Genomic DNA, 24,758 nt, shown 5'->3' with positions numbered 1-24,758 from the left:
TTTTGAGTCATCATCCATTGATTTATGTCAATTTACAATGATGACTTAATTACAGCTACTCATTAACAGCAAGTGTGATTAGCAATGCTTCACCTGACTATCTAATTAAATTTGCCATAACGCTTAGCACTTTGCGCTGCTTGTTGCCAAAGCGCGGTTTGTTTCAAATCTCGTAGTAAATAATAACTATCTAACTCGCTGATATTTGCTATCTCTTTCGCTATTGAGTACGGATAATGACCATTCTCTAGCTGTTTAAGATCGACGCCGTATTGATGCAATAACCAAATAATTGAAGCCCCCGATTCGTAAAACATGTTAAAGGCAAAATATTGCTCTTTATCTTTTTTGGAACTTATTTGTTTGTAGCCATATTGTTCTTTATCAAGGATAAGCGGATTTAATAAACTAAAGGGTTTATTCTTATGAGAAGCTATCACCTCTCGTGACATCATAACATCAACATATAGTGCACTACCTTCAAACAGTTCTTGCCCTAACGAATGTTTGTAAACCCAACCTGTGGACGCATCACCTGTACGCGAACTATCAATGCGCATCATTTCTTCCGTTAGCACAATATATTGTTTAATAAATTGTAATGTTTCTTCACTATTTAACATTTTATTTGGCAAATCTGACATTAAAGCTAACAACATTACTTTGAGCGTCACCATTTCTTCATCGAGTGGGTATTTCCAAAATTCATCAAAATCAAGTTGATCTCGACCCGCTGGTTGTTTAAATGCGTTGTGTTGATAAATATGAAATGCCTCATGATATGCCAATGTAATTGCTGGGGTAATTAACATGTCTGAGATATTGACCGACTGCTCACTGTAGCTTTGCAAATAATATTGGTGGTTCTTAATTTTATAATAAAAGTCAAAAAGACCATTACCTTCGAGGAGTTTGTCATGAGCGGTAACACTCATATCATTCAACTGATTAACGTCAATACCATAATCATTATCTAATGCGACAGCATCTTGGATAGTTTCTTTTGCATTGACAATATAGGCATTTTTAACTTGCTTATTCTCAGCATGAATTAAGTACATCCCCACTTTGTCAAATTGATAACCTTGCCATGGTGTTTGATGCTGCCCGGCATTTTTAATTTGATGAAAAAACGTCTCATCAATTTTACTTGCCGTCCCTGAAGTAGTTGGCGGCTTATCGCCATTATTACTACTTTCACTGTTACAACCTACGATAGTTGCCAGTATACATGTTACCAACCCAAATTTTTTCATCTACCCTTCCTTTTCTTCAAGCAAAACATAATGATATACAGCTCGACGTGCAAGGTTAAGTAAGTAACTGTGGGAAAGTGTGACCTAGTTGTGATTCAGTGTTTTAATACTTTTACATTTAACTAAAACCTCATATAAGAAGCGCTATAGATTTAAAATATACTTCGTTACAACAAAGGACATTAGCGCTGTTAAATGCTATGATTGCGCTAAATAAATATCTTTGAAAAGTCTAAAATTACTTTGTGATAAGCCACCTTTTTAAAGGTGTATTCTTCGCGCTATATTGAGACATTGTGTCAATTCACACACTTTTCAAATCAAATGAAATACGCTTTTTATGAATAACCAAGAACAACCCACAATTTACTGGCACGATTATGAAACTTGGGGGGCAACCCCACAAAAAGATAGACCAAGCCAATTTGCGGGTATTAGAACCGATTTTGATCTTAATATTATTGGTGAACCACTGGTCATTTACTGTAAACCACAGGCCGATTATCTGCCCCACCCTATGGCAGCGCTAGTGACAGGTATTACACCACAGCACGCAATGAAACACGGCCTCTGTGAAGCAGAGTTTATTAGCAAAATTCATTTAGAATTTGCCAAAGAGCAAACCTGTGTTGCAGGCTACAACAGCATTCGTTTTGATGATGAAGTATCACGTTATACTTTTTATCGCAATTTTTACGACCCATACGCAAGAGAATGGCAAAACGGAAATAGCCGCTGGGACATTATTGACTTAGTGCGAGCAACCTATGCACTCAGACCTGAAGGTATCAATTGGCCCGAAAAAGAAGATGGTACTCCGAGCTTTAAACTCGAAGATTTAACAGCAGCCAACGGTATTGACCACGGCAACGCCCACGATGCATTAAGCGATGTCACTGCAACCATCGCATTGGCAAAGCTCATCAAAGATAAACTGCCAAAAATGTACCACTACTATTTTAATTTGCGCTTTAAAAAAGCTGCGCAGGATTTAGTAGATGTATTTAATATGACGCCACTGGTACATGTCTCTTCAAAAATACCAGCAAGCCAAGGATGCACAACCTGGATTGCGCCAATGGCGTTTCATCACCAAAATAAAAATGCGGTTATCTGTTTTAATTTAGCACTTGATCCAACGCCTTTAATTGAATTAAGTGTTGAAGAAATTCGAGAGCGTCTTTATACAAAACGTGAAAACCTCACAGATGAGCAACTTCCTATTGGGTTAAAGCAAGTCCACGTTAATAAATGCCCATTTATCGCACCGGCAAAAACCCTGTTACCAGAAAACGCAGAGCGATTAGGCATAGATAGAGAAGCGTGTTTAGCAAACCTTAAGTTGCTGCGCGCCCATCCAGAATTACGTGAAAAAGTAGTTGAAGTATTTAACGACGACAGTCATTTAACTCCGATTACAAATCCCGACTACGCACTTTACCAGGGTTTTGCATCAAGTGGTGATAAATCGAAATTTGATATTATCCGCACCACAGAGCCAAGCCAACTCGCCGGTTTACAACTGGAATTTGACGATGCAAAATACAGCGAATTACTGTTTCGCTATCGCGCCCGCAACTGGCCAGAAAGCTTAAGTCACCAAGAGCTTGAAAAGTGGCGAAAATACTGCCAAAGCAAACTCATGCATGGCGAAGATAACCCATCAATTGACGCCAATGAATTTATGTTAAGCCTAGAAAATTTAGCGCACGAACATGAAAGCGATGAGAAAAAAATGGCAATATTAAAAGCCCTGTACCACTACGCTCAAAGCTTGTAGCAAAACAAATGGCTAAGCTTATTTCATGCGGCTTATACGACTACTTTGAAATTGTGTGTATGCGCAATAGCGAAGTAGTTGTATCGCTAAAAAATAAACAGCAATTCAGTGGCACCGCGAAAGCACTTATTCATGAAAATGGCACTGAATTTCTCTCTCTTATGCAAAGCGACCAAACCCTAGTAAACATTAATCTCACCGATGTCACCATCTTGAGTGCCTGCAATAACGCCATAGAACACCATAACTTCAGTGTTTCATTAATATAGTCGCTACTTTCATGCTATTTTTCTGGTTTCGATCGAGCCTTTAACTTGCTAATAAAAACAACCGTTAGTTGCTTGAAAAATAGACAATTTGTTCTAAATTTAATATGCCTGCATATCGTTTATCAACAAGGAAGTGCGCATGTTAGACAACCTTTCTTTCAAAAAAGCCATTATCGCAATATCAGTTGTTTCATGTTTGTTTATTTTTTTACTCATAGGTTTTTCTATCCAGGAAGATATAGACAACATAGACAGTGCAAAAGGCGATCAATTACTGCTTGAATTGGCGCTGAAAGCCGACAATGTTGCGCATAACTTCGCAGTAGAAAGAGGCCTGTCAGCGGGCTTTATTGCCGGTGGCGCAGCAAGTCAGTTTACGAAAGTAACAGCGCAACGCAAAAAAGCCGACAACGCATTGCAAGCGCTAAAAAATGCCGATATGAACACCCTCTCTGGTGAAGCAATACTTTTGAGAACACGGCTTGAAAACTACATTGCTAACCGCACAGCTATTCGCCAACAAGTAGATAACCGAAACGGTAAAGAGGCCTTTAATTTTTACTCAGAAGTTAATTTAATGGCCCTTGATTTAGTAAAAGCCATTACTGTTTCAATTGATGATTCACAAACTCGTGCGCAGTTTATGCAGGTTTACTTTTATTCACACCTAAAAGAGCATTTAGGGCAAGTAAGGGGAAAACTCAACGGAATTTTATCGGCAAAAAAATTCAACACAAGCACAAGAGGTATCAAGTTACATCGCCAATATTCGACGTTTTAAATCACTGCTGTCAGACACCTCAGAACAATCTCGTTTTTTTAAAGAGAGCAGTATCGCCAAATATAACGATTATATTAACAACACCATAAACGATGTCTTTTTAAACCAAAAACCAACAAATACATGGCCAGAAGCAAGCACATGGTTTGCCACAACAACCCAATATATTAATCAAATTAAACAACATGCTACTGAATTTACCGCACAAATAGATAGACAAATGCATGCTACGATTAACAGCTATTACCAAGGTTTAATTGGTAAACTTTTGGCATTATTAGTTATTGCCAGCGTCATCGTATGGGCAAATATTCGTGTAATTAAAGGCCTTACTTCAAAAATAAACCACATCAAAGAAACCCTATCGTATATTTCAAACTCTGGCGATTTAACCATTCGATTAAACGATCAATCTCATGACGAACTCGGTTCAATCAGTCGTGATATTGATAAGTTGCTCAATTCACAAAAAGATTTAGTTGGTCACTTATCAAACGCACTGCATATTATGAGTGGCAGCATTGACAAAATATCGGATGTCAGTCGTCATGTTATTGACCAAATTGTTAAAAACGATGGTGCACTACAGAATATCGCCAGCTCAACCGAGCAGCTTTTTCAAACCACGTTAGGCATTAAAAACGAAATGGACGAGTCGATGGATAGCACTTCACAGCTTGACGATGTGTCAAAGCATACGCGCTCTATCACAGAGCAATCAAAAGGGTCACTCGATACCCTAATCGAGCTAAATGAAAATGCATTTAACTCCACCGAGAGCTTGCATCATAAAAGTCAGTCAATCGTATCAATATTAGAAAGCATTAATAGTATTGCCGAACAAACCAATTTATTAGCGCTAAATGCCGCAATAGAAGCCGCCCGCGCCGGTGAACAAGGTCGAGGCTTTGCTGTCGTCGCTGACGAAGTCAGACAACTTGCAATTCGCTCTAAAGATGCCACAAGCGAAATCAGCGGTGTGTTAGACCTGGTGAAAAATGACGCAGAAGAGTTAAAAAGCTTAATGGAAAATATACACGAGTCGAGCAAGTTCACCTCAACTAACAGTAACTCCTCACTTGAAAATATAAACACACTTTATAATCAAATCAGTAATATTCAGGCACGCTTAAAGTCCGTATCGGTGTCGACAGAAGAACAATCGGAAGCCGCATCTCATATTACGCAACAAGTAAGTGTTATTAGTGAAGAATCTAACTCCATAACCAGTGATATGGAGCAATTAAATGAACTGATTGAAGGACTTACACAATCAAATCAACAACTTAAAAGCTCAATTACTCACTATAAAACAGCCTAACCTGCTAGTTAACTGAAAACGCCACAATTTTTGTAACAATTAGCGGCGTTTTATGTGTAGCTAGATTTTGCCTTTACTTGCTTCTAAACGCGCTAATAAACTCGAAGTATCATATCGGCCACCGCCAAGATTTTGTACTTCACTGTAAAACTGGTCAACAATTGCTGTCACGGGTAGTTGTGAGCCATTTTTACGTGCTTCATCTAGCGCGATACCTAAATCTTTGCGCATCCAGTCAACCGCAAAACCAAACTCATATTCGCCCTTAAGCATGGTTTTATGACGATTTTCCATTTGCCACGAACCCGCAGCGCCTTTGGCAATGGTCTCAACCACTTTTTCACCATCAAGCCCTGCATTCATCGCAAAATGCATGCCTTCTGCAAGCCCTTGTACCACACCCGCGATACAAATTTGATTTACCATTTTGCAAAGTTGGCCTGAACCAACCGGTCCCAGTAATTGGCTAAACTGTGAAAATGCCGCCATAACCGGCTGCACTTTTGCAAACACCGCGTCATCACCGCCGCACATTACGGTTAATACACCGTTTTCAGCGCCGGCTTGACCGCCAGAAACAGGTGCATCAATAAAGTCATTGCCTTGTGCTTTTGCAAGTTCGGCTAGCTCCTTTGCAACTTTAGCCGAGGTTGTAGTGTGATCCACTATAACAGCACCCGGTTTTAATCCAGCAAGTATACCATCTTCACCTTTCACCACTTGTCGTAAGTCATCGTCGTTGCCAACGCAAACAAACACAAAATCTGCGTTTTCAGACGCTGCTTTTGGCGTTTCGGCAAAGCTACCCAAATATTCATTGGCCCACTTTTGCGCTTTTGTAGTGGTGCGGTTATAAACACATGTTTCATAGCCCGCATTTTTAAGATGACCCGCCATTGGGTAACCCATTACACCTAGGCCAATAAACGCAACTTTTAACGACATAACTTACTCACTTTTAATCTTTACAAAACTGCGATTGAGTATAATCATTTAACACATTGAATTATAGGCCTACATTTTGCCAAGGATATCTATATGACTACAACACCATTTCGCATCGCATTTTTTAGCGCGCAAAAGTACGATATCAGCGCATTTGACAGCCAATTGCCAAACGATATAACAGCTGAATATTTTACACAGCCACTTAACGAAATCTCAGTAAAACTTGCCGAGGGGTTTGATGCGGTATGTTGCTTTGTTAATGATACGCTCAATGAAACGGTGATTAACGCCCTTAACGAAATTGGCATAAAACTCATTGCCCTGCGCTGCGCAGGTTTTAATAACGTGGATATTCCAGCCGCAAATCATTGCAAGATGGTCGTAGTACGGGTGCCTGCGTACAGCCCTGAAGCGGTTGCTGAGCATTGCTTAGCACTTATTCTTACGCTTTCTCGTAAAACTCATAAAGCCTATAACCGCGTTAAAGAAAACAACTTTGATTTAAACGGACTGCTTGGCTTTAATCTGCATAACAAAACGGTTGGTGTGATTGGCCTTGGTAAAATTGGCAGCGCTTTTGTTAAAATTTTAAATGGATTTGGTGCAAACGTGATCTATTTTGATCCATTTGCCGAAAGTGAGCTAGCTAAGCCAGTTAGCCTAGAAACCCTTTACCAACAATCAGATATTATTGCCCTTCACTGCCCGCTTACCAACGACACTTTGCACATCATCAATGAACAGGCGCTTGAGCAAATGAAACCGGGCGTAATGCTTGTCAACACAAGTCGCGGCGCGTTAATTGATACTGCTGCGTGTATTCGCGCACTTAAATCACGCAAATTAGGTTATTTAGCGCTTGATGTATATGAGCAAGAATCAGAACTATTTTTTAAAGATATGAGCTGTGAAATTATCGACGATGATGTTTTCCAACGTCTACTCACCTTTCCCAATGTGCTGATCACAGGCCACCAAGGCTTTTTCACACAAGAAGCAATGAGCGAAATTGTGGCGACCACACTCAACAATGTGAATGAATTTATTGCCAATTTACCATTAACTAATGAAGTTAAATAAAAAAGCGCGTTTGAAACGCGCTTTTTTATACCAATAACCTATTACTTAAATGCCACGTTAGCAAACACCGCTAACATTAAGATTGGGCAAATAAAACGAATATAATTTGCTAGCACTTTGTAACCAAGTTTGTTTGATTCGTGCAGTTGATTACCGCGTTTCCAAAGCCACCCCACAACCACAAAGTAGAATAACCCCATCAATGGCAATTGATATTGGGTAAATACGGTGATCACTAAACCAAACAACCACTCAAAATTAACGATTATCACACTCGAACAAATACCCACAATAATCGTTACCAGCCAAGTTGCCGGCTTTCTATCAAAACCATGGTTTTCTACTAAAAACGATACTGGAATTTCTGTCGATGAAATTGTTGACGTTAGCGATGCAATCGACATTAATACAAAAAAGACAAACGCCACCACTAAACCAAAGGCACCTAAGGTAGCAAACAGCTGAGGTAACACAGCGAAAATTAATTGCCCTTCACCAATCAACTTGCCACCTTGCATAATCTCAACACCCTGCGCTTGTGCTACATAAAGTGCTGGAATAATCAGCAAGCCCGCTAAAAACGCAACGCTGCTATCAAGCATGGCAACCGAAATCGACATTTTTGCTACGTTAGCATCTCGTTTTAGATACGAGCCATAAATCATCATGCAGCCAACACCCAGTGATAACGAGAAAAACGCTTGCCCCATTGCTGCAATAATTAAATCTGGATCAGTAACTTTACTAAAATCAGGCACTAAATAAGCATTAAACCCTTCGCTCGCACCATCTAACGTCGCAATATAGGCAATTAACGTAAGCAGTAACACTAATAAAACCGGCATTAATCGGCGCGACCACACCTCAATACCCGACTTAACTCCTTTTAAAATAATACTGGCGGTTAATATCAGCATCAACGGCGTAAAAATAAAGTTGCGCAATATTGAATCTGATTTTAGGAAGTTTGCAATGTCGGTAAGGCCAAAGAATGTGGCGATTGGTTCAAGTGCAAATGCCAGCATCCAGCCGGCAACAATGCTATAAAAGCTGAGCATCACAATGGCGCCGCCAAGGCCAATATAACCTGCTGCCGCGCCCATTTTCTTGCTCGTGGATTGGCACGCTTCAGCCAACGCCTTTACGGGGTTCGCTTGTGCACTGTGACCAATATAGAGTTCAGTAAAAAGCGCAGGTAACGCCAGTAAAAAAATTACAATAAAGTAAACCAACAAAAATGCACCACCACCGTGGTTTGCTGCTTGTGTTGGGAAGCCCCAAATATTACCTAAGCCAACCGCGGCGCCTGCCGCCGCTAATACAAAACCTAAGCGACTTTGAAAGCCATCTCTAATTTGTGCCATATTGAACTCTTATTTTTATTATCTACACCACGACTTACGTAACCAAGCAAGATATACTGCAGCAAATTGTAATACTGCGCTTGGCTAAAAGACTAATCTATCGGGTATGGAAACGATTAACAACAAAAAACCACCAATCACAGGCATCTCGCCTGAGCGCGCGCATTTTAGCGTGCTAAGCCCTAAGTCACCAATTAATTTAGTTATAGCCAATAGCCAAGCCCTTAATTTCGACCAAATAAACATCACAAGTTTATTATCCGCACATGAAATTAGCATTTTAGAAAGGCGCAAATTAGAAAGCGCTAAACGCGAATACTTAGCCTCGCGTTACTTAATTAAGCAATTAGCGCAACAATTTGTTGTATATGAAGCAGCTGAACTCACCACCTTTTTTAATGAACACACTGCGCGCTTGGTGATTAAATATCAAAACAACACCCTGCCACTTTCACTGGTGATAAGTCACTCAAAAGGCTGGGTTGCGGTATATTTAGCACATGAGCCAGAGCGTATGGGCATCGACCTTGAGTTTATGTCGCAAAAGCGCCCTTTTTTAAAACTAGCCAAACACTTTTATCATCAAGATGAAATTCAAGAAATTGAAGCAGCAAACCCTATGTCCGATACTTTTTTTCGTATTTGGACATTAAAAGAAGCCCTTGCTAAAGCTGTTGCCATGCCAATTGCACAGCTGCTTGCGCCTAACGTATATCATGGTTATGCAAAACATAATTTAGCAGCCTATAGCTGCCAAATTAATGGGTTTGATTTTAGTATGGCAACGCCAATGACTGTTAAACAGCCACCAACGCTTGTTGAAGTTTCTCTTAAACCCGATTTAACAGGCTTCGAGCAAACGGCTGTGAATCGCTTGCACCACGTTATCTGATTCAGTTTGTTCAACTAAGAAACACAGGTTGTGCTTACTTGCACCATGGCAAATTAAACGAATATTAAAATCACTTAATACACCCATTAAGTTAATTTCACCGTGGCGTAATTGAATTTCAGAGCCGATTAATGCCACCAGAGTTAAATTATTCTCAACCGTTACATGACAAAACTCGCTTAACTCATCAAGACAAGCTTGATCAAGCTCCGGGCGCGATGCATTTGGCGCGTTATCTAACGTTAACGCGACACTGATTTCAGATGTAGTAACTAAATCGACCGAAATATTGTACTTCGCTAAAATGGTAAAAACGCGCGCTAAAAAGCCGCTAGCAAGTAGCATTTCTGGGCTTTTAACCGTTAATAATATTTGATTTTTACGCTGGGTTACCGCGCGAATACCGGCTTGTTCTGATTTTTCTTTTTCAATCCATGTACCACCTTGCTCTGGCGCTTTGCTCGAACCAACAAACACACTAATGCCACTGCGACTTGCTGGTAAAATAGTAGCTGGGTGCAATACTTTAGCGCCAAAGGTTGCCATCTCTGCCGCCTCATCAAAGCTCAGTTTGGCTATCGGCGCCGCTTTTACACATAAACGAGGGTCTGTACTAAAAATACCCACTACGTCTGTCCAAATATAAACAGCTTTTGCATCAACCGCTTCAGCCAATAATGCTGCACTGTAATCAGAACCACCACGGCCAAGCGTGGTTGTATCACCTTGGCTATTTGCACCAATAAACCCTTGGGTAACAACAATATTTTCGCTTAATAAAGGCAATAAATTTGATTGTGCTAATTCACGAGTGCGCTCAACATTAGGTTCTGCTTTACCAAAATGTGAATTGGTCACGAGCACCTCGCGTACATCAAAGCGCAGCGATTGTGCACCTAAGCTGCGTAAAACTTGGGTAAATAAATACGATGATAAACGCTCACCAAAACTTAATAGTTCATCGCTTGCTTTGTCATCAAATTCGTTTTGTAATGCAAAGGTTTTAAACGCTTCAAGTGTAGCTAAAAAACCTTCGGTAATGTCGTCATCTAATGTGAGTTTCTCAGTAATTTTGTGCTGAATGGCAACCACGGCGTCAATATGTTCTTGGCGCGCAACGTCCGTTAAATCATCATTTGCAAGGCTTACTAAATGATTGGTAACACCAGAGCTTGCACTTACGGCAACTAAACGGGTGCTTGGGTTTGATATAACAATTTCGGCACAGCGCACCATAGCGTCATAGTCTGCGACACTGGTACCACCAAATTTTGCTACATTAATACTCGAATTAGACACGGTCTCTCCTTTAAATCTTAATAAGGAGAACTTGGCAAGGAACGTGATTGATTACATCAGGATAGTCTCTGCCAGAAGCTCTCCACCTGTTACAGGTGACAGTCCCGAAGATTCAACTTCTAGAACCGAAGCAAGCTGGCCACAAATCCAGATCACTCCTCGGCAGTTAACCCCCTGATAGACCGTCGTCGGGAATGTGCCCTCGAATCTACTACCTGGTTAATGCACCTCTTCTGTGTTTGAATACTTAATAAGCACACAAACAAAAGCCTTCTGAAAAGAAGGCTTTTGAAATTTACCGTTTAGCCGTCTAGCTGTCAATCACTAATTAAGAAATAAACAACCAACTAAATACGATGATGAATAACCAATGGTGTAGGCAATCATCAAATACATAAACATACGTAGGTAACTTACAAAGGTAAGCTCCTTAATTTTGCTCATCGCAATAATACCCGCAGCTGAACCGATAATCAGCATTGAACCGCCTACACCGGTTGCATAGGTAAAGGTTAACCACTGACGTGTATCCATAACAATGTCTGCTTTTAAAAGTGCTGCGGTAAGCGGTACGTTATCAACGGCCGCGGATAGAATACCCATAAAGTAATTGGCATACTCAGGTGCAAGCACTTCATAAAGGTGGGTAAATTGATTCAAAATGCCAATTTCTTTCATCGCGCCAACAAGCAGTAATACACCAACAAAGAACAATAAGGTGTCGTACTCAATTTCACGTACATAATCGATGATTTTTTTGTTTACGTCTTTTTTGCGCATTAAAAACTGCGCCACCAAAAACATCATCGACAAACCACATAAAAAGGTCAGCAACGGTGGGATCTTGTACCACACACTAAACATCAGTGTGGCAATAATGGTCGAAACAAAAATACAGGCAATGGTGATGTCGGTTTTTTCAATACGACGTAATTCGACCTTTTCAAAGGTAATGGTGCCTTTCATGCCCATGCTGAGCATCGCGGCTAAAATAAAAACCGACAATGCCGCTGGGGCAACTAATAATAACAAGTTCGCAATGGTGACTTTATCTGCAAGGAAGATCATTAAAGTCGTCACATCACCCGTAATAAGCGATACACCACCCGAGTTCACCGCAAATACAATAAGCGTGGCATATTTAATGAGCTTTTTAGCATCTAGCTTAAGCGACATCACAACCGCAAGTGATATCAATGTGGCGGTGATGTTGTCAGAAATCGACGAGAAGAAAAATGCAAATGCGCCAATTAAATACATTAAATTGCGCTCACTCATTTCACTCGGCAATACCCTATGCACCAAGCTTTGAATAAACCCTTTGGAGTTTAAATAAGCAACAAAGGTCATCGCTGCCATCAAAAACAACCACAAGGTCGCAATTTCTAAAATATTATGATCGAGTTCTTTTTGAACAGATTCTGGGCTTTGCCCATGTAGAGGGGAAATAAAGAGGATAATCCAACACAAAGTTCCAAAAAATAGCGTTGTTTTGGCTTTGTTTACATGGATAATGTCCTCAATAACAATCAGCACAAAAGCGATTGCTATCAGCGCGAGAATAACACCTGACACCATCTTGTTATTTTAACCTGCTAGAGTTGAGTTAAAAATTTGAACGAACACCCAACCTGCGGTCGATAAGAAGCCTGTTGAGCGGCGCGAAGTGTAGCACTGAAGATTACCTAAAACCACTACGGCTTTAGTTAATTTACACATTTTTTTTATAAAAAATTTACTTTTTGGATAGATATCAAGATAACGTGGATAAATATGATCCCACCTAAAAGAATTCTAGCAACCTTGGTAGACAATTGGTCACTGATTGAAGCCTTAATTAAACGCTTTGATTTTAGCGATTTTAGCTTCCAAGATGCCCAAAGCTTGTTAAAAAAATTAGAACCCAAACTCTCTTCAGAGGCGGTATTTAAGCAAATTAACAAGTTGATCCAGTTAGAGATCATCATACCTCTCGCTAAATCGTCACAGCTCGAAATTAACCGTGCTATTGCCGATTTTTCGCAATTTTTATTGCAAGAAGAAAGCCTTGGCTTAGTTGGTGAAATTCATGTTTTGGTAGAAGATTTAGCACGCTTAAACCAACGTTTGTCACATGCCGGTTTTAATGATGACGAAATGGAAATCAAGCGAAATGCACGCATTATGGATGAGCGCGTGCGTAAAATTGTTAAATTATTTCAACATAATCAAAACGCTATTTTTAACCTGGTTGAACAAGCTAAATCTAACGACTCTAATTTAACGTTGGCAAAGCGATATAAAGCGGTCATTGAAGCATTTGATGAATACATTGAACCAATGCTCAATATGGTCGATATTGGCGGCGAATTTAAGCTTTGTTTTGAGCAAATTGAAGCCTCACTGAGTGACTTGATAATTCACTTCACAACCCTTGGCAAATTTAAACACGAAAAGCGCCAGCTTGAGCAATTGCGCAGCCGTATTTTAGATATGTATTTAATTGGTCAGCAATCTCTCACCAAAAGTGCCGATGTATTATTACCTCTGCGCGAAGAGCTGCGCCGCAATACCCAGCTAACCAAACAAACCTCAGAAGTACTTGCGCTTATTCGTAAACAAGGGGTGGATAAAATCCTTGGCGAATTTATGCCGTACTTTAGCTCAGAGGCGCAGCGATTGTCGCTTGGTTCTAACAACCAAATCACTGCGTATATGGCCGAGCTTGCGGAGTTTGAGCACGACGAGTACGAATTACCGGATATGAGTGCGGTGAATCAATACACAGCACCTAACATTCCTGATTACAATGAAGTAAAACAACGCTTTACGCAAGCTAAACGCAGCAAAAAAGCGTCTATTATGGATTTCTTAACGACCACCTATGATGAACTAGAAACTGACGAGTTATTATACCTTTACCAAAAACTAGCAAGCGATAATACGCTCGCTATTTCCCACGGCGAGCAAGTAACCATTCAAAGTGGCAATAAACAGCTAACGCTCAAGCCGTATCTCGCAAGTTCAGTTTCATCGGATTAATTTTTATGTCTCAAATCGATTTATCATTGCTTACAGAACTTAAAGCAATCAATAAAAAACTGGTGTCTGGCTACCATATTTGCGAGCAAGACAGCCAACTTTTTCAACAACTTGATCAAGAATTTGATGCCTATGAAGCGCTTTTTTCAGCGCTAGGTCAAACCCTTGTTCACGATGCCCGCGGGTTTTATTACCTGCAAGTAGATGATGGCACCCCGAATATGGGTAAAATCTCCCGCTCATTTGCCCTTACCATTTATGTGTTGATTGAGCACTATGCCAACCTCGGTAAAGATCCACTAGTTGCCCTTTTCGATAGCGATATCGACCTTGAACTGATGATGACCTTAGTGCAAAACAACAAGCACTTGTTTGATCAGCTCGAAATATTTTCAGGTAGCGATATGCGCCGCGATGTGTTTTTACGTATGGTAAGACTCGGTGTTGCCCGCGAAACTGAACTGGGTTTTCGTATTCTTGCCTCTGCGCACCGCTATTTAGATGCCCTAAACGATATTAGCAATTTTCAAAGTCACATGGACGAGGAGCAAGTGTAATGACTGAATTATATGGGTTAACCAAACTTGCCCTATTAAATACCGCAGGCTACGCAAAATGTGTGATCCCGCTCAATAAAAGTAGCTCTATTTGTGCACCAAATAACACAGGTAAAAGCTCAGTTATCAACGCATTACAGTTTCCGCTAATTAACGATTTACGTTTAACCGAATGGGACGGTCACGACCTTGACGAAACCCGTAAATTCTATTTTGCATCTGATCAATCGTATATTCTACTAGAAGCAGAGCTGCCCCATGGCCCAGTAGTAATTGGTGTGGCAGGCCTTGGTAAAGTTGCAGGTTATGGCTACCAGTATTTTTGCTACCACGGCAAGTTAGATTTAGCCGACTACACTCAAAACAAACGTATTTTAAAATACACCCAGCTATTTAAAGAGTTAGGTGAAAAAGGTTACGCCCCGTATGAGCTTAAAGCACAAGAGCTAAATGCCCTGCTGACGGGCGGCGCAACCCCGTTTGATAGTGTGCTTAACCTTAAAATGATCCCGCTAAATCATGCTCATGACGCATCGATTTATAAAGAGATTTTCCGTCGAATTCTTAACTTACATAAGCTTGGCGCGCAAGATGTAAAACGCTTTATGCTAAAAGTGTTTGAACGTCATATGTCAAACGCCAAAGTGGACTTTTACGATGTGTGGCAACGCGCCTTTGAAAAAGTAAACCGTGCAAAAATAGAATTAAAAGCGCTTGAACAAAATGGCGAAGCCATCACTGCGCTTGAAAGCATGTTAGAGCATCAAAGTGCACTAAAAGGCAAACTTGCGGCCTTTGCGCCAAAAATTGATAAAGCCTTAATTGATTACAGCTATTTTAACGACAACAAACTAATTGAAATTACCGAGCAGCTAGAAGGCATTGAAAGTGAAAAAATCGAGTTTGAACAGCGCCAAAGTTTGTATGTAGGTCAACTTCGTGAAATAGAACGTAAACGCACCCAACTTGATGCTTGGTTTAGTGAATTTTCAACCCTTAAAAATGAGTTTGAGCTGGTTAACGAAGCGCAGTTAAAAGCTGAGCTTTCACAAGTTAAAAAAGAATACGATGCACTCTCGCATACGCTTGCCAGCGCTGAGGGGCAATCACTTGTTACGCTTGATTTCCGCATTAAAGATGCCACCAAGCAAATTAAGAGCTTAAAACAGCAGCTTAAAAACCTTGAGTACAACTTATTTACTCGCATGCGTGAAGACTTATCACTGAAAGAAGTAGAAGATATTTCGTGCCTGCTTAACCACGATATTATGACCATGGCAACGTCGGGTAAAAACGACATCACCATTCATGATGAAACGGCATTTAGTGAACTGCTTGATTTAATTTCCCGCTCAATTGAAGGTAATGTGGCCAAATTGCCAGGCATTGATATTCCATTAAAGGGCTTAAACGCACTTAAAATGCAATCGGGCGATGATAAAGAAACCATTAAAGCGCAAATTAATGCGTTTGAAACATCGCTTAAAGAATTACTGGCGCAAAAAGAGGTTGCCGTTGATTTAGAAGGCAAAAAGCAGGAAAAAGAAACCCTTTACCAAACGGTAATGGCGCACGAAGCCGCACTGAGCCAATTTGCTAAATACACCACTATGCTGGAATCAATTGAAGCGCAAGAGTTATTACTCTCACAACTTGAGAGCGAGCAAGATGAAGTAGAAGGGTTACTCAGCGAAGTACAAAACGCCGTTGCCACCATTGCCGACAGACGTTCAATCATTAAAGCTAACCGCGATATGCTGGCGCGCCAAAGTGCCCGTTTAGCGCAAGTAAAATCAGAACGTATTGACCATACCCTTGATTTTTATTCAGGTAAATCAACGCCCTACCCAATTGATATCACCATTGATTTTGATAACTTAGCCGATTTAATTCATGGCTTTAACAAAGACTGCCATGAGCTTAGAAATTTTGCGGTTAACGTATCAAACACCTACCTGCATATTTACAACGCAGGCCTTACCAAATTTGATGGTGAAACCGACGAGTACTTAAAGTATCAAAAAGTGATTAATGCTTATCATAACCTTGATAACGAACAACAAGCGGTAGAACGCCAAGCCCGTGTGGCACTGACCGAGGTAGCCGCGACTATTAAAGGCCTGCGTGAAGATTTAGACCGTCTGCGCCGTGAAATGAACAGCTTTAATAGCGGCATTAGTCAGCACCGTATTTCAAACTTAAAGAGCTTTAAAATTGAAGTACTGCCGCGCAAACAGCTTATTGAAAGTATTGATACCATTATCTCTACGTCAAATAAGCTTGATAACGGCGATACCCTCGATTTACTAAGCCAACAAGCGTTTGATGAAAAAGAGATTAATCGCGCAAAAGATCACTTAATTGAGCTTGCCACGGGTAATGGCGGATTAACCTTAAGTGATTTATTTGATATTCGCTTTGTAGTGGTCAATCGCGCAGGCGAGCAAGATACCTTTGATAAAATTGACTCGGCTGGATCAAACGGTACCCGTATTACCATCAAACTGCTGTGCGGCATGTTATTTATTCGCTACTTATTGGCAGATAGAGAACAAAGTAAATACCGTATTCCTATCTACATTGATGAAGCAGCAGATATCGACCCGCAAAACCAACAAGCGATTATTGAAACCGCATACAGTTTTGGTTTCGTGCCGCTGTTTGCCTCGGTTAAGCCGCAGGTAAGCTGCGAATACATCGTGCCAATTCGCACGGTAAGCGATGGTAAACAAAACTGGGTAGATGAAAACGATTGGATTGAAGTTAGCGATACTGGAAGTAATTTAGCTGCAAGCTAATTTAATCAAAGCTCACGTTATTTAAAAGCGGCACAAAATAAGTGCCGCTTTTTGTTTCGTTCTCTTTTACCTATATTCGCCTCGGTTAAACCACAAGTAAGCTGCGAATACATCGTGCCAATTCGCACTGTAAGCGGAGGTAAAAAACTGGGTAGATGAAAACGACTGGATTGAGGTAAGCGACACTGAAAGTAATTTAGCAGCAAGCTAATTTAACCAGAGCGCAAATTAATTAAAAGCGGCACAAAATAAGTGCCGCTTTTTGTTTTAAACTGTTGAGTTCTTCGCAGTTCTTGCGTATTTTGGTCACAATTTTGTTGTAAAACCGTTAATTATGTTTAATACACTTCTGCCTTTTATTTTTATTTCGGCATACAGTCACATTTACTTTGATAGCTTAAAAAAAGACGCACTCTGTTATATTTTTAAGCCACTAACCACCATTTTGATCATTTGCCTTGCGTATTTGCAAACCACTACCTTCACACCGGTACACTATTGGGTATTTGGCGGATTAGTCTTTTCACTTATTGGCGACATTTTTTTAATGTTGAAAAAAGACTACTTTTTGCAAGGGCTTATCGCGTTTTTTATCGCTCATGTAGCCTATGTGATTGCCTTTACCGACACCACAGGCTTTGAGTTTAATGGTTGGCTGCTGCTCTTTTTATTAACCTATGCGGGCATACTCATTGCCGTTTTAAATAAACATTTAGGTAAGTTGCGTATTCCGGTTTATGCCTATGCAACGGCACTGACGTTAATGGTGCTTACAAGCTACAACTTCTTCCAGCTATCGTGGCACTACATGAGCCTTTACGCCTTTATTGGTGCGCTGTTTTTTATGGTGTCGGACTCAATTTTGGCGTATCGCCGTTTTGTTAAAGAATATGCGTGGAGCCAACCTGCGATTCTAGCGACTTACTACATCGCGCAAAGTATGATTGCGCTTAGCTTAACCAATTAGCCTTGAACGGGTTTATAGAATAACGAGTATTAACAAGGACTGTTTTAAATGAACGCCGTATTTTGCTTCGATGGCACCTGCAACGAACCCAGTGATGTGGATGATGTATTTTACAACAGCAGCATCAGCAATATTGTAAAAACCCATATTTTTTGCGGTGGTGATTTAATCAATACAAGCCACACCTTTGAGCAGCAAAAAAGTTTTTATTACGCAGGCATTGGCACCTACGGCAATTGGTTAAGCCAAGTGTTTAATACCATGTTTGCACCAGAGTACGCTGATTTAGAAAGCATTTACAACCAAGCCTACAATGACTATCTCACCCTCACAGGTGATGACCACATTTTTATTTTTGGTTTTAGCCGCGGCGCCGCAATTGCAAGGCGTTTTGCTAGTAAACTTACCGAGCACGGCCGAAAAATCACCTTTTTAGGTGTGTATGACACGGTAGCCTCTATCGGCATGCCTGATTTAAGCGCGCACACTCAGCCTGCAAGCGATGTGGTTTTTGAAAACAACAGTGTAAGCCCGCTAATTCAACAAGCAGTGCATTTAGTTGCGATAGATGAACGCCGTATTGCCTTTCAACCCCTGCTGATGGCACCGGGTGCCAACGTAAAAGAAGTGTGGTTTGCAGGTGTGCATGCAGATATTGGCGGCGGCTTTTGGCACGATGGTCTTGCCGACATTTGCCTAAGCTATATGCTTGAAGAGGCAAAGCGCTTTGGTTTACAAGTGCTTGAACTTCATCAAGTCGATTACTCTAAACTTAGTGAAAATGAGGTATCCATCGGCTCAGACGATATTGCTATTTTCCCGCAAATTGATGGTCCACTACACCAAAAAGCCCGCACTGGTTTTATGTCATCAAAAACCTTAAACCCAAGACAGGTGCGCGTTGATTGCTTGGAAGACTGTATGCCGTTGGTACACTACAGCGTGGTAGAACGTTTTCAAGCTATCGCCGATTACCGACCAATTGCGCTTCGCAATAAACCGTTTCAGTTGTTGTTACCCAATGGAGAACGCAGTGGGATGATTTTTGGTATAGAGGGAATGAGGGAATATTCGGTGTTGTGATGTATTTGGTTTGAGTGTAATTCTTAACCTTTTCGCTTCAATCTAGCATTTGTCGCGCTGGCGACGACAGCCATAAGCCGGTTTTGCTTCCATGCGGGTATCTTGCGCCATCCATGGCGCACTCTTGTTCATTTTTGTTACACGACAAAAACGAACGAACCACAAATTTATCGGGAATAAATTTGAACAGCGAAGCTGGCCCGTAGGGTGAAATACAAGGATGTATTTCGTAGAAAACGTGCCCCCAAAATCAAACTAATTCTTCAAAGAAAAATTGAAATGAACGCAAACAGCATACAATCGATATCCCTATCTCAAGTATGCTTTTGCCAGCATCCTTGCTGGCAATTGCTCATCAATTGTTCTTTTCAGGTTTGATTAAGGGGGATAAGCAGTGAACCTAAATACCGGCTTCTAAAGACTGTTCAGTGTCAACAGCTGTTATTCGTAACGCCACTTAAGCGGACAAAATTGTTGGCTATGATTGTGCAGCGGAGCGAAAAAGCCAACTGTTTTTGTTCCGTTTAAAGTGCTTGTTATGAATTTATTCTGGCAACCACTGTGAATTAACTGGTTCAGGGCGATGCCCTTTTTCATGTAAACCTTTTACAAAACTTGAGACATTTAGCCAAATAAAGTCAAATAAATCCAAAATCAAATCATGCATTTCAATGGCAACTTTTGATGCGGGAGCATCCTCATAATAGTAGCTTACAAACCACTTAATGATTTCAATTCTTGTCTCAAATGGTGGGTGAGAAGCATTCACTTGTAGATCAACTTTCTCATGGCCATCTTTTAACAGATGATGGCTTTTTTCAATTAATTGAGTGGCTTTTAATATACATGTAGCTCCCAAGTTTATCGCAGAAAACCAGTTTGGTTCTTCTGGATTGTGACCTATATGCATTGCTAAGTGACAACCCAGCATATCTGCTTCTTTTTCTTCTTTATAAGGATCGTCAGATTTAACATTATCAACAGAGGCTATACCATCAATAGAGTGTTTTGCCAGATGGTGACCGCATTCATGACCTAAAATGAAATTTATTATCGAGTCAGAAAAATCGATAAAACAACTTTGATCGTACTCATTTGATAATTCTACCCGCTTCCCAAGAGGAGGCTTCTTTGGATTGTAACCACAATCGGCAAAAAACAAGCTCCATTCCCTTTGAAGAGTTCGGTCGTTAAGCAGCTTACTCTTATAGTCATTTATGTCATTAGACAGTTGATATTTGCTATTTTCATTAAACCTAAAGCACATACTCTTAGCCAACAGCTTAGAAAGACGATTACTGGTAATTAACAGTTGTTGAGTAATATTAATAACACTTGCTTCGGTCATCCAGATAGGAATTTGTTCAGCTTGCAAGCCTTCAGAGTCAATGACACCAATTGAGAACCCGCTTCTTAATTTAAATCCTATTTCTTCACAGGCATTAACTAGAGTTTTAGTATGCTTTTCGGAGAATAAAGCCGTGATATAATCATCATAATCACTTGTTTCTCCATTTGTTACCATTTCAAATAAAGGATGACTTTCTGTAATACCTTCTATTTGCAATAATTTTTTTATATCTACGGTGGTAAGTTTGTAATCAACTGATTTACCAGCAAGAAACTCGCGAAGTAAACCCACTCTAAATTGGTCATCTTGTTCTGGGTTTGGAAAAACTTTATCTAGGTGCTCTTGTAGCCCTTTTAAAATATCATCGTCCACCTCTACCGGTTTATGGCTCTTCTCTTGAAGTTGTGTTCGATAACCTAAAGCAACATTCAATTCTTCACTTTTATCAGGCAACTCAGTACTTCCTTAATTCATAACGCTTATTATCGAGAATGCCGGATATGTAATTTTCAGACATCACCTAAAATTTGATAAAAAATAACAATAAGCAATTGATTAATATTAATAAATTACATTTTAAAGGGCGCTAACGTATTTAATTTTCGAAAAGAAAGCGAGACCTGTCTTATCGAGCCCTCAGTTGTGTCCTATTAAATACGAAATAGCTTTAAAAATCTAATTATTAATCAATAAGTTGAATTTTATGGGCTAGGTAAAGCGAGAATTAATAAATTTATTTAATAGGAAGTAAAATCACATTTTTGATTGGTTAACTATTATACCTGTGCAAATACACATACTTTTCAGGTATTCAACGAAATCAAAAGTTAATATAGGTATGATCTTTTGAAATCAAATTGTGAACGGCTGTTCCTCGCTCATTTGCGACCTTGAAGTCTTTTGCTGAGATTAACTTCCCCCTTAATCAAACCTGAAAACGGATTTTAAATGAATAATGCGAGACAGGGAGCGTAGCGGTCGAGCAAGCCATGCTGAGGCATGGATGCCGATTCATGGCGTTTATGTTCACATTAAAATTCTGTTTGAAGATTAAGTTTGATTTAGGGGCGCCGGGGGAATCCAAAGGGGGGCTGGCGTTAGCCACCTTTTGGCTGCGGTCGCCAGCGCGACAAATATAGTTAATTTTTATAAAGATTGTTTGCGTATATTTAGATTACAAGGCTTGAGGATCAGGTCTTGCACTTTGTCTGTTAACTTAAAATCACTCTTTGATTTACTAAAAACAGGTTTTTAAATTATCTTCACTCCCCTTTACCACCACAAAAGTTACAACCCTACTCGCTAACTAATACCAATAAAGATCAGTATCAAAATCTTCAATTTCCTCCTTGGAAATACCCTTTCAATCTTCTAGTATAATTACCTAACCGTGCAAAAAAGTATTTCAATGAAATCATTCCCTTCGCTTTATTTCACAAACTTATTTTTAATTGGTGGAACGGGTTTACTCACCACTTACCTTGCGCTTTATTTAGGTCAACATAATGTATCCACATTTTGGATTGGTTTACTCACTTCATTTTATTATTTAGGCTTGTTACTTGGTTCTAAATTGGGTTACCACTTAATTAAATCGGTTGGTCATATTCGTACCTTTGTGGCAAGTACTGCCGCGGTAACGGCTTGTGTTGCAGCACATGCACTCAGTGACAATATTTACCTGTGGTTGGTGCTACGTTTAATTGTTGGCCTGAGCATGATGTGTAACTACATGGTGTTAGAGAGTTGGCTCAACGAACAAGCTGCGCCTGAGTCGCGCGGACGGGTATTTTCTATGTATATGATCATGTCTTCATTGGGCATGGTATTAGGCCAATTAGCGTTATCACAATTTCCAGAGCTCGGTTATGCCCCGCTCTTTTTAGTCTGTATGGCGTTGTCGCTTGGCATAATTCCAATTTCAATTACACGGCGTATTCACCCTAAACCGCTCAAACCAATTCAAGTGAGTTTAATTGACTACTTTAAAAAAGTGCCACAATCGCTAACGGCGGTGCATTTTGCAGGCATTATTAATGGTAGTTTTTATGGTTTAGCACCTACGTTTGCAAGCCTTTCAGGCTTTAGTGCACAAGAAATTGCACTGTTTATGTCAATCACCATTTTTGCAGGTTTACTCGCACAGTGGCCTATGGGTGTTATCTCCGACAAAATTCGCCGCAGTATTTTAATTCGCAGTAACGCGGTTGCCATTGGTATGGTGAGTTTAGCCTTATTTTTATTGCCACTTACTCAGTATGTCGCTTATGCCCTAACTTTTGCCTTTGGCTTATTTGCCTTTACGCTCTACCCGCTTTCATCAGCGCTAGCAAACTCGCGTGTAGAAGATGAAGACCGCGTTGGTGTATCGTCAGCTTTACTGATTATGTTTGGCGCAGGGGCAGCGCTTGGTTCGGCCGTGAATGCGCAAATTATGGCGTTTTTTGGTCACCAAGCTTTGTATGGTTCAACTGCGGTGCTCACTGTGGTGATGTTTGCACTGCTAAGCTTTATTAACTCTAAGCAAAAAGCGGAGCAACCCGAGCCAAGCGATTATGTGGTGGGTACATCCGATGTAACCGCATCGCCACTGGCTGCAACTATGGATCCGCGTATTGAAGAAACCACAGCGCACGAGCAATTGCTGGTAGTGGATGAGGAAAACACTCACTCTCAAGAAGATTTAGACGATGAAGAGTTTGATGACCAAGAGTTTACGAAGCAGCAACACCCAGATTTTGATGCAAGTTCAGAGCAAACCTTAACAGCAAATGAAAATAAACAAAATCAGCCATAAAGCTAACTTATTTAAATAACAAAAAAGCCCGCAAATAGCGGGCTTTTTTACATTTGGAAAATGTATTACTTTACTTTCCACGTGATTTCATCGCCTGCGCGAATAGGCACAACAACGTCATCGCCTAGTGGGTATGACTCTGGTACTTGCCACGTGTCTTTTTCAAGGGTCACTGTGTCGGTATTGCGTGGTAAACCATAAAAATCTGGGCCATTAAAGCTTGCAAATGCTTCCAACTTATCAAGTGCGCCTGCTTCTTCAAATGCTTCTGCGTATAGCTCAAGTGCAGCGTGCGCAGTGTAAGAACCAGCACAACCACATGACGCTTCTTTTTTATCTTTTAGGTGCGGCGCTGAATCCGTACCTAAGAAGAACTTTTTGCTGCCGCTGGTTGCCGCTTTAATTAACGCTTCTTGGTGAATATTGCGCTTTAAAATTGGTAAACAGTAGTAATGTGGACGAATGCCGCCTGCTAGCATGTGGTTACGGTTATACAGTAAGTGGTGCGCCGTAATCGTTGCTGCAACATTATCACCTGCTGCCGCTACAAACTCTGCCGCATCTTTCGTCGTAATGTGCTCAAGTACAATCTTAAGATTTGGGAAATCATCTACAATTTTGCACAGAATGTTTTCAATAAATACTTTTTCGCGGTCAAAAATATCAATGCTTGAATCAGTTACTTCACCGTGAATAAGTAACAACATACCCACTTCAGCCATCGCTTCAAATACCGGGTACATGCCCTCAATTGACGTTACGCCTGAATCTGAATTAGTGGTTGCGCCTGCTGGATATAATTTAGCAGCAACAATTTTACCGCTCGCTTTCGCTTTTTTAATTTCTTCTGGCGTTGTTTTATCTGTTAGATATAACACCATTAACGGCTCAAAATTGCTGTTATTGTGCGCTTGAATTCGCTCGTAGTAGCTAAGGGCAGAATCAGTACAAGTTGCTGGTGGTACAAGGTTAGGCATAATAATCGCGCGACCCATGTAACGGCTTACGTCACGTACGGTGTCTTTTAACTGGTCGCCATCACGTAAGTGAATGTGCCAATCGTCTGGGCGAGTAATGGTTAATTTAGCAGTTGTGTCTGTCATGATCCTACCTTTTATTGACGGTGAGCGGACGAACGTCCGATTGTGGTGATCTTATTGACTTGTGATGCCGCTGTAAAGCGCTAGCAATGAG

At 40.5% G+C, this 24,758-nt stretch carries 19 protein-coding genes and 1 riboswitch; of the genes, 12 read left to right on the top strand and 7 right to left on the bottom strand.

Annotated features, from left to right (window positions below; translation table 11 throughout):
- Window positions 1–101: 101 nt before the first annotated feature.
- Window positions 102–1,256, bottom strand: a complete 1,155-nt coding sequence (locus AN214_RS15735; protein WP_054980598.1) for a hypothetical protein — start codon at window positions 1,254–1,256, stop codon at window positions 102–104.
- A 340-nt stretch (window positions 1,257–1,596) separates the two neighbouring features.
- On the opposite strand from AN214_RS15735, the gene sbcB reads away from it, so the two are divergent.
- From sbcB to AN214_RS15715, 4 genes are all read left to right on the top strand, one after another.
- Window positions 1,597–3,036: an exodeoxyribonuclease I gene (gene sbcB / locus AN214_RS15730; RefSeq protein WP_054980597.1), complete on the top strand. Its 1,440-nt coding sequence runs from the start codon at window positions 1,597–1,599 to the stop codon at window positions 3,034–3,036.
- Window positions 3,037–3,044: 8 nt separating this feature from the next.
- Window positions 3,045–3,305: a Rho-binding antiterminator gene (locus AN214_RS15725; RefSeq protein WP_054980596.1), complete on the top strand. Its 261-nt coding sequence runs from the start codon at window positions 3,045–3,047 to the stop codon at window positions 3,303–3,305.
- A 139-nt stretch (window positions 3,306–3,444) separates the two neighbouring features.
- Window positions 3,445–4,086, top strand: a complete 642-nt coding sequence (locus tag AN214_RS15720) for a nitrate- and nitrite sensing domain-containing protein (RefSeq protein WP_054980595.1) — start codon at window positions 3,445–3,447, stop codon at window positions 4,084–4,086.
- Window positions 4,087–4,306: 220 nt separating this feature from the next.
- On the top strand, window positions 4,307–5,407 hold the full coding sequence (locus tag AN214_RS15715; protein ID WP_054980594.1) for a methyl-accepting chemotaxis protein: 1,101 nt from the start codon (window positions 4,307–4,309) through the stop codon (window positions 5,405–5,407).
- 60 nt (window positions 5,408–5,467) lie between these two features.
- On the opposite strand, the gene AN214_RS15710 is transcribed toward AN214_RS15715, so the two are convergent.
- Window positions 5,468–6,352, bottom strand: coding sequence for an NAD(P)-dependent oxidoreductase (locus tag AN214_RS15710; protein ID WP_054980593.1), 885 nt, complete (start codon window positions 6,350–6,352; stop codon window positions 5,468–5,470).
- A gap of 93 nt (window positions 6,353–6,445) precedes the next feature.
- On the opposite strand from AN214_RS15710, the gene AN214_RS15705 reads away from it, so the two are divergent.
- Window positions 6,446–7,435, top strand: coding sequence for a 2-hydroxyacid dehydrogenase (locus tag AN214_RS15705; protein ID WP_054980592.1), 990 nt, complete (start codon window positions 6,446–6,448; stop codon window positions 7,433–7,435).
- 41 nt (window positions 7,436–7,476) lie between these two features.
- Here AN214_RS15705 and AN214_RS15700 read toward each other — a convergent pair whose 3' ends face one another.
- Window positions 7,477–8,799, bottom strand: a complete 1,323-nt coding sequence (locus AN214_RS15700; RefSeq protein ID WP_054980591.1) for a sodium-dependent transporter — start codon at window positions 8,797–8,799, stop codon at window positions 7,477–7,479.
- Window positions 8,800–8,905: 106 nt separating this feature from the next.
- Between AN214_RS15700 and AN214_RS15695 the strand changes: the two genes are divergently transcribed.
- Window positions 8,906–9,691, top strand: a complete 786-nt coding sequence (locus tag AN214_RS15695) for a 4'-phosphopantetheinyl transferase superfamily protein (protein ID WP_054980590.1) — start codon at window positions 8,906–8,908, stop codon at window positions 9,689–9,691.
- On the opposite strand, the gene lysC is transcribed toward AN214_RS15695, so the two are convergent.
- On the bottom strand, window positions 9,641–10,927 hold the full coding sequence (lysC, locus tag AN214_RS15690) for a lysine-sensitive aspartokinase 3 (RefSeq protein WP_235576770.1): 1,287 nt from the start codon (window positions 10,925–10,927) through the stop codon (window positions 9,641–9,643). The two genes, AN214_RS15695 and lysC, sit on opposite strands and share 51 nt — an antisense overlap.
- A 130-nt stretch (window positions 10,928–11,057) precedes the next feature.
- Window positions 11,058–11,231, bottom strand: a riboswitch (Lysine riboswitch).
- Window positions 11,232–11,314: 83 nt separating this feature from the next.
- Window positions 11,315–12,568 carry a sodium:proton antiporter NhaD gene (nhaD, locus tag AN214_RS15685; protein WP_054980588.1) on the bottom strand — a complete coding sequence of 418 codons (1,254 nt, stop codon included), beginning with the start codon at window positions 12,566–12,568 and terminating at the stop codon, window positions 11,315–11,317.
- A 195-nt stretch (window positions 12,569–12,763) separates the two neighbouring features.
- Here nhaD and AN214_RS15680 point away from each other — a divergent pair, with 195 nt between their 5' ends.
- The 5 genes from AN214_RS15680 (at window position 12,764) to AN214_RS15660 (ending at window position 19,416) form a co-directional block, all read left to right on the top strand.
- Window positions 12,764–14,011 carry a hypothetical protein gene (locus AN214_RS15680; protein WP_054980587.1) on the top strand — a complete coding sequence of 416 codons (1,248 nt, stop codon included), beginning with the start codon at window positions 12,764–12,766 and terminating at the stop codon, window positions 14,009–14,011.
- Between the two features lie 5 nt (window positions 14,012–14,016).
- Window positions 14,017–14,568 (top strand): condensin complex protein MksE, encoded by a 552-nt coding sequence (locus AN214_RS15675; RefSeq protein WP_054980586.1) that lies wholly within the window; start codon window positions 14,017–14,019, stop codon window positions 14,566–14,568.
- Window positions 14,568–17,366, top strand: a complete 2,799-nt coding sequence (locus AN214_RS15670) for a hypothetical protein (protein ID WP_054980585.1) — start codon at window positions 14,568–14,570, stop codon at window positions 17,364–17,366. The genes AN214_RS15675 and AN214_RS15670 overlap by 1 nt, the downstream gene beginning before the upstream one ends.
- A 334-nt stretch (window positions 17,367–17,700) precedes the next feature.
- Entirely contained in the window at window positions 17,701–18,333 is a 633-nt protein-coding gene (locus AN214_RS15665) for a lysoplasmalogenase (RefSeq protein WP_054980584.1), read from the top strand.
- A gap of 48 nt (window positions 18,334–18,381) precedes the next feature.
- Window positions 18,382–19,416: a DUF2235 domain-containing protein gene (locus AN214_RS15660; RefSeq protein WP_054980583.1), complete on the top strand. Its 1,035-nt coding sequence runs from the start codon at window positions 18,382–18,384 to the stop codon at window positions 19,414–19,416.
- 544 nt (window positions 19,417–19,960) lie between these two features.
- On the opposite strand, the gene AN214_RS15655 is transcribed toward AN214_RS15660, so the two are convergent.
- Window positions 19,961–21,220, bottom strand: a complete 1,260-nt coding sequence (locus AN214_RS15655; RefSeq protein WP_054980582.1) for a hypothetical protein — start codon at window positions 21,218–21,220, stop codon at window positions 19,961–19,963.
- 955 nt (window positions 21,221–22,175) lie between these two features.
- On the opposite strand from AN214_RS15655, the gene AN214_RS15650 reads away from it, so the two are divergent.
- Complete coding sequence (locus AN214_RS15650; protein WP_054980581.1) at window positions 22,176–23,564, top strand: MFS transporter; 1,389 nt, start codon at window positions 22,176–22,178, stop codon at window positions 23,562–23,564.
- Window positions 23,565–23,629: 65 nt separating this feature from the next.
- Here the strand turns inward: AN214_RS15650 and pyrC are convergent, their stop codons facing one another.
- A complete protein-coding gene (pyrC, locus tag AN214_RS15645) occupies window positions 23,630–24,667 on the bottom strand; it encodes a dihydroorotase (protein WP_010559887.1) in 1,038 nt (345 codons plus the stop codon).
- Window positions 24,668–24,758: the final 91 nt, after the last annotated feature.

Origin of the sequence: Pseudoalteromonas sp. P1-9 (assembly GCF_001399975.1) — a bacterium.
In the GTDB taxonomy this organism is placed as follows: Bacteria; Pseudomonadota; Gammaproteobacteria; order Enterobacterales; family Alteromonadaceae; genus Pseudoalteromonas.
This window is presented reverse-complemented; position numbering and strand designations above follow the sequence as displayed.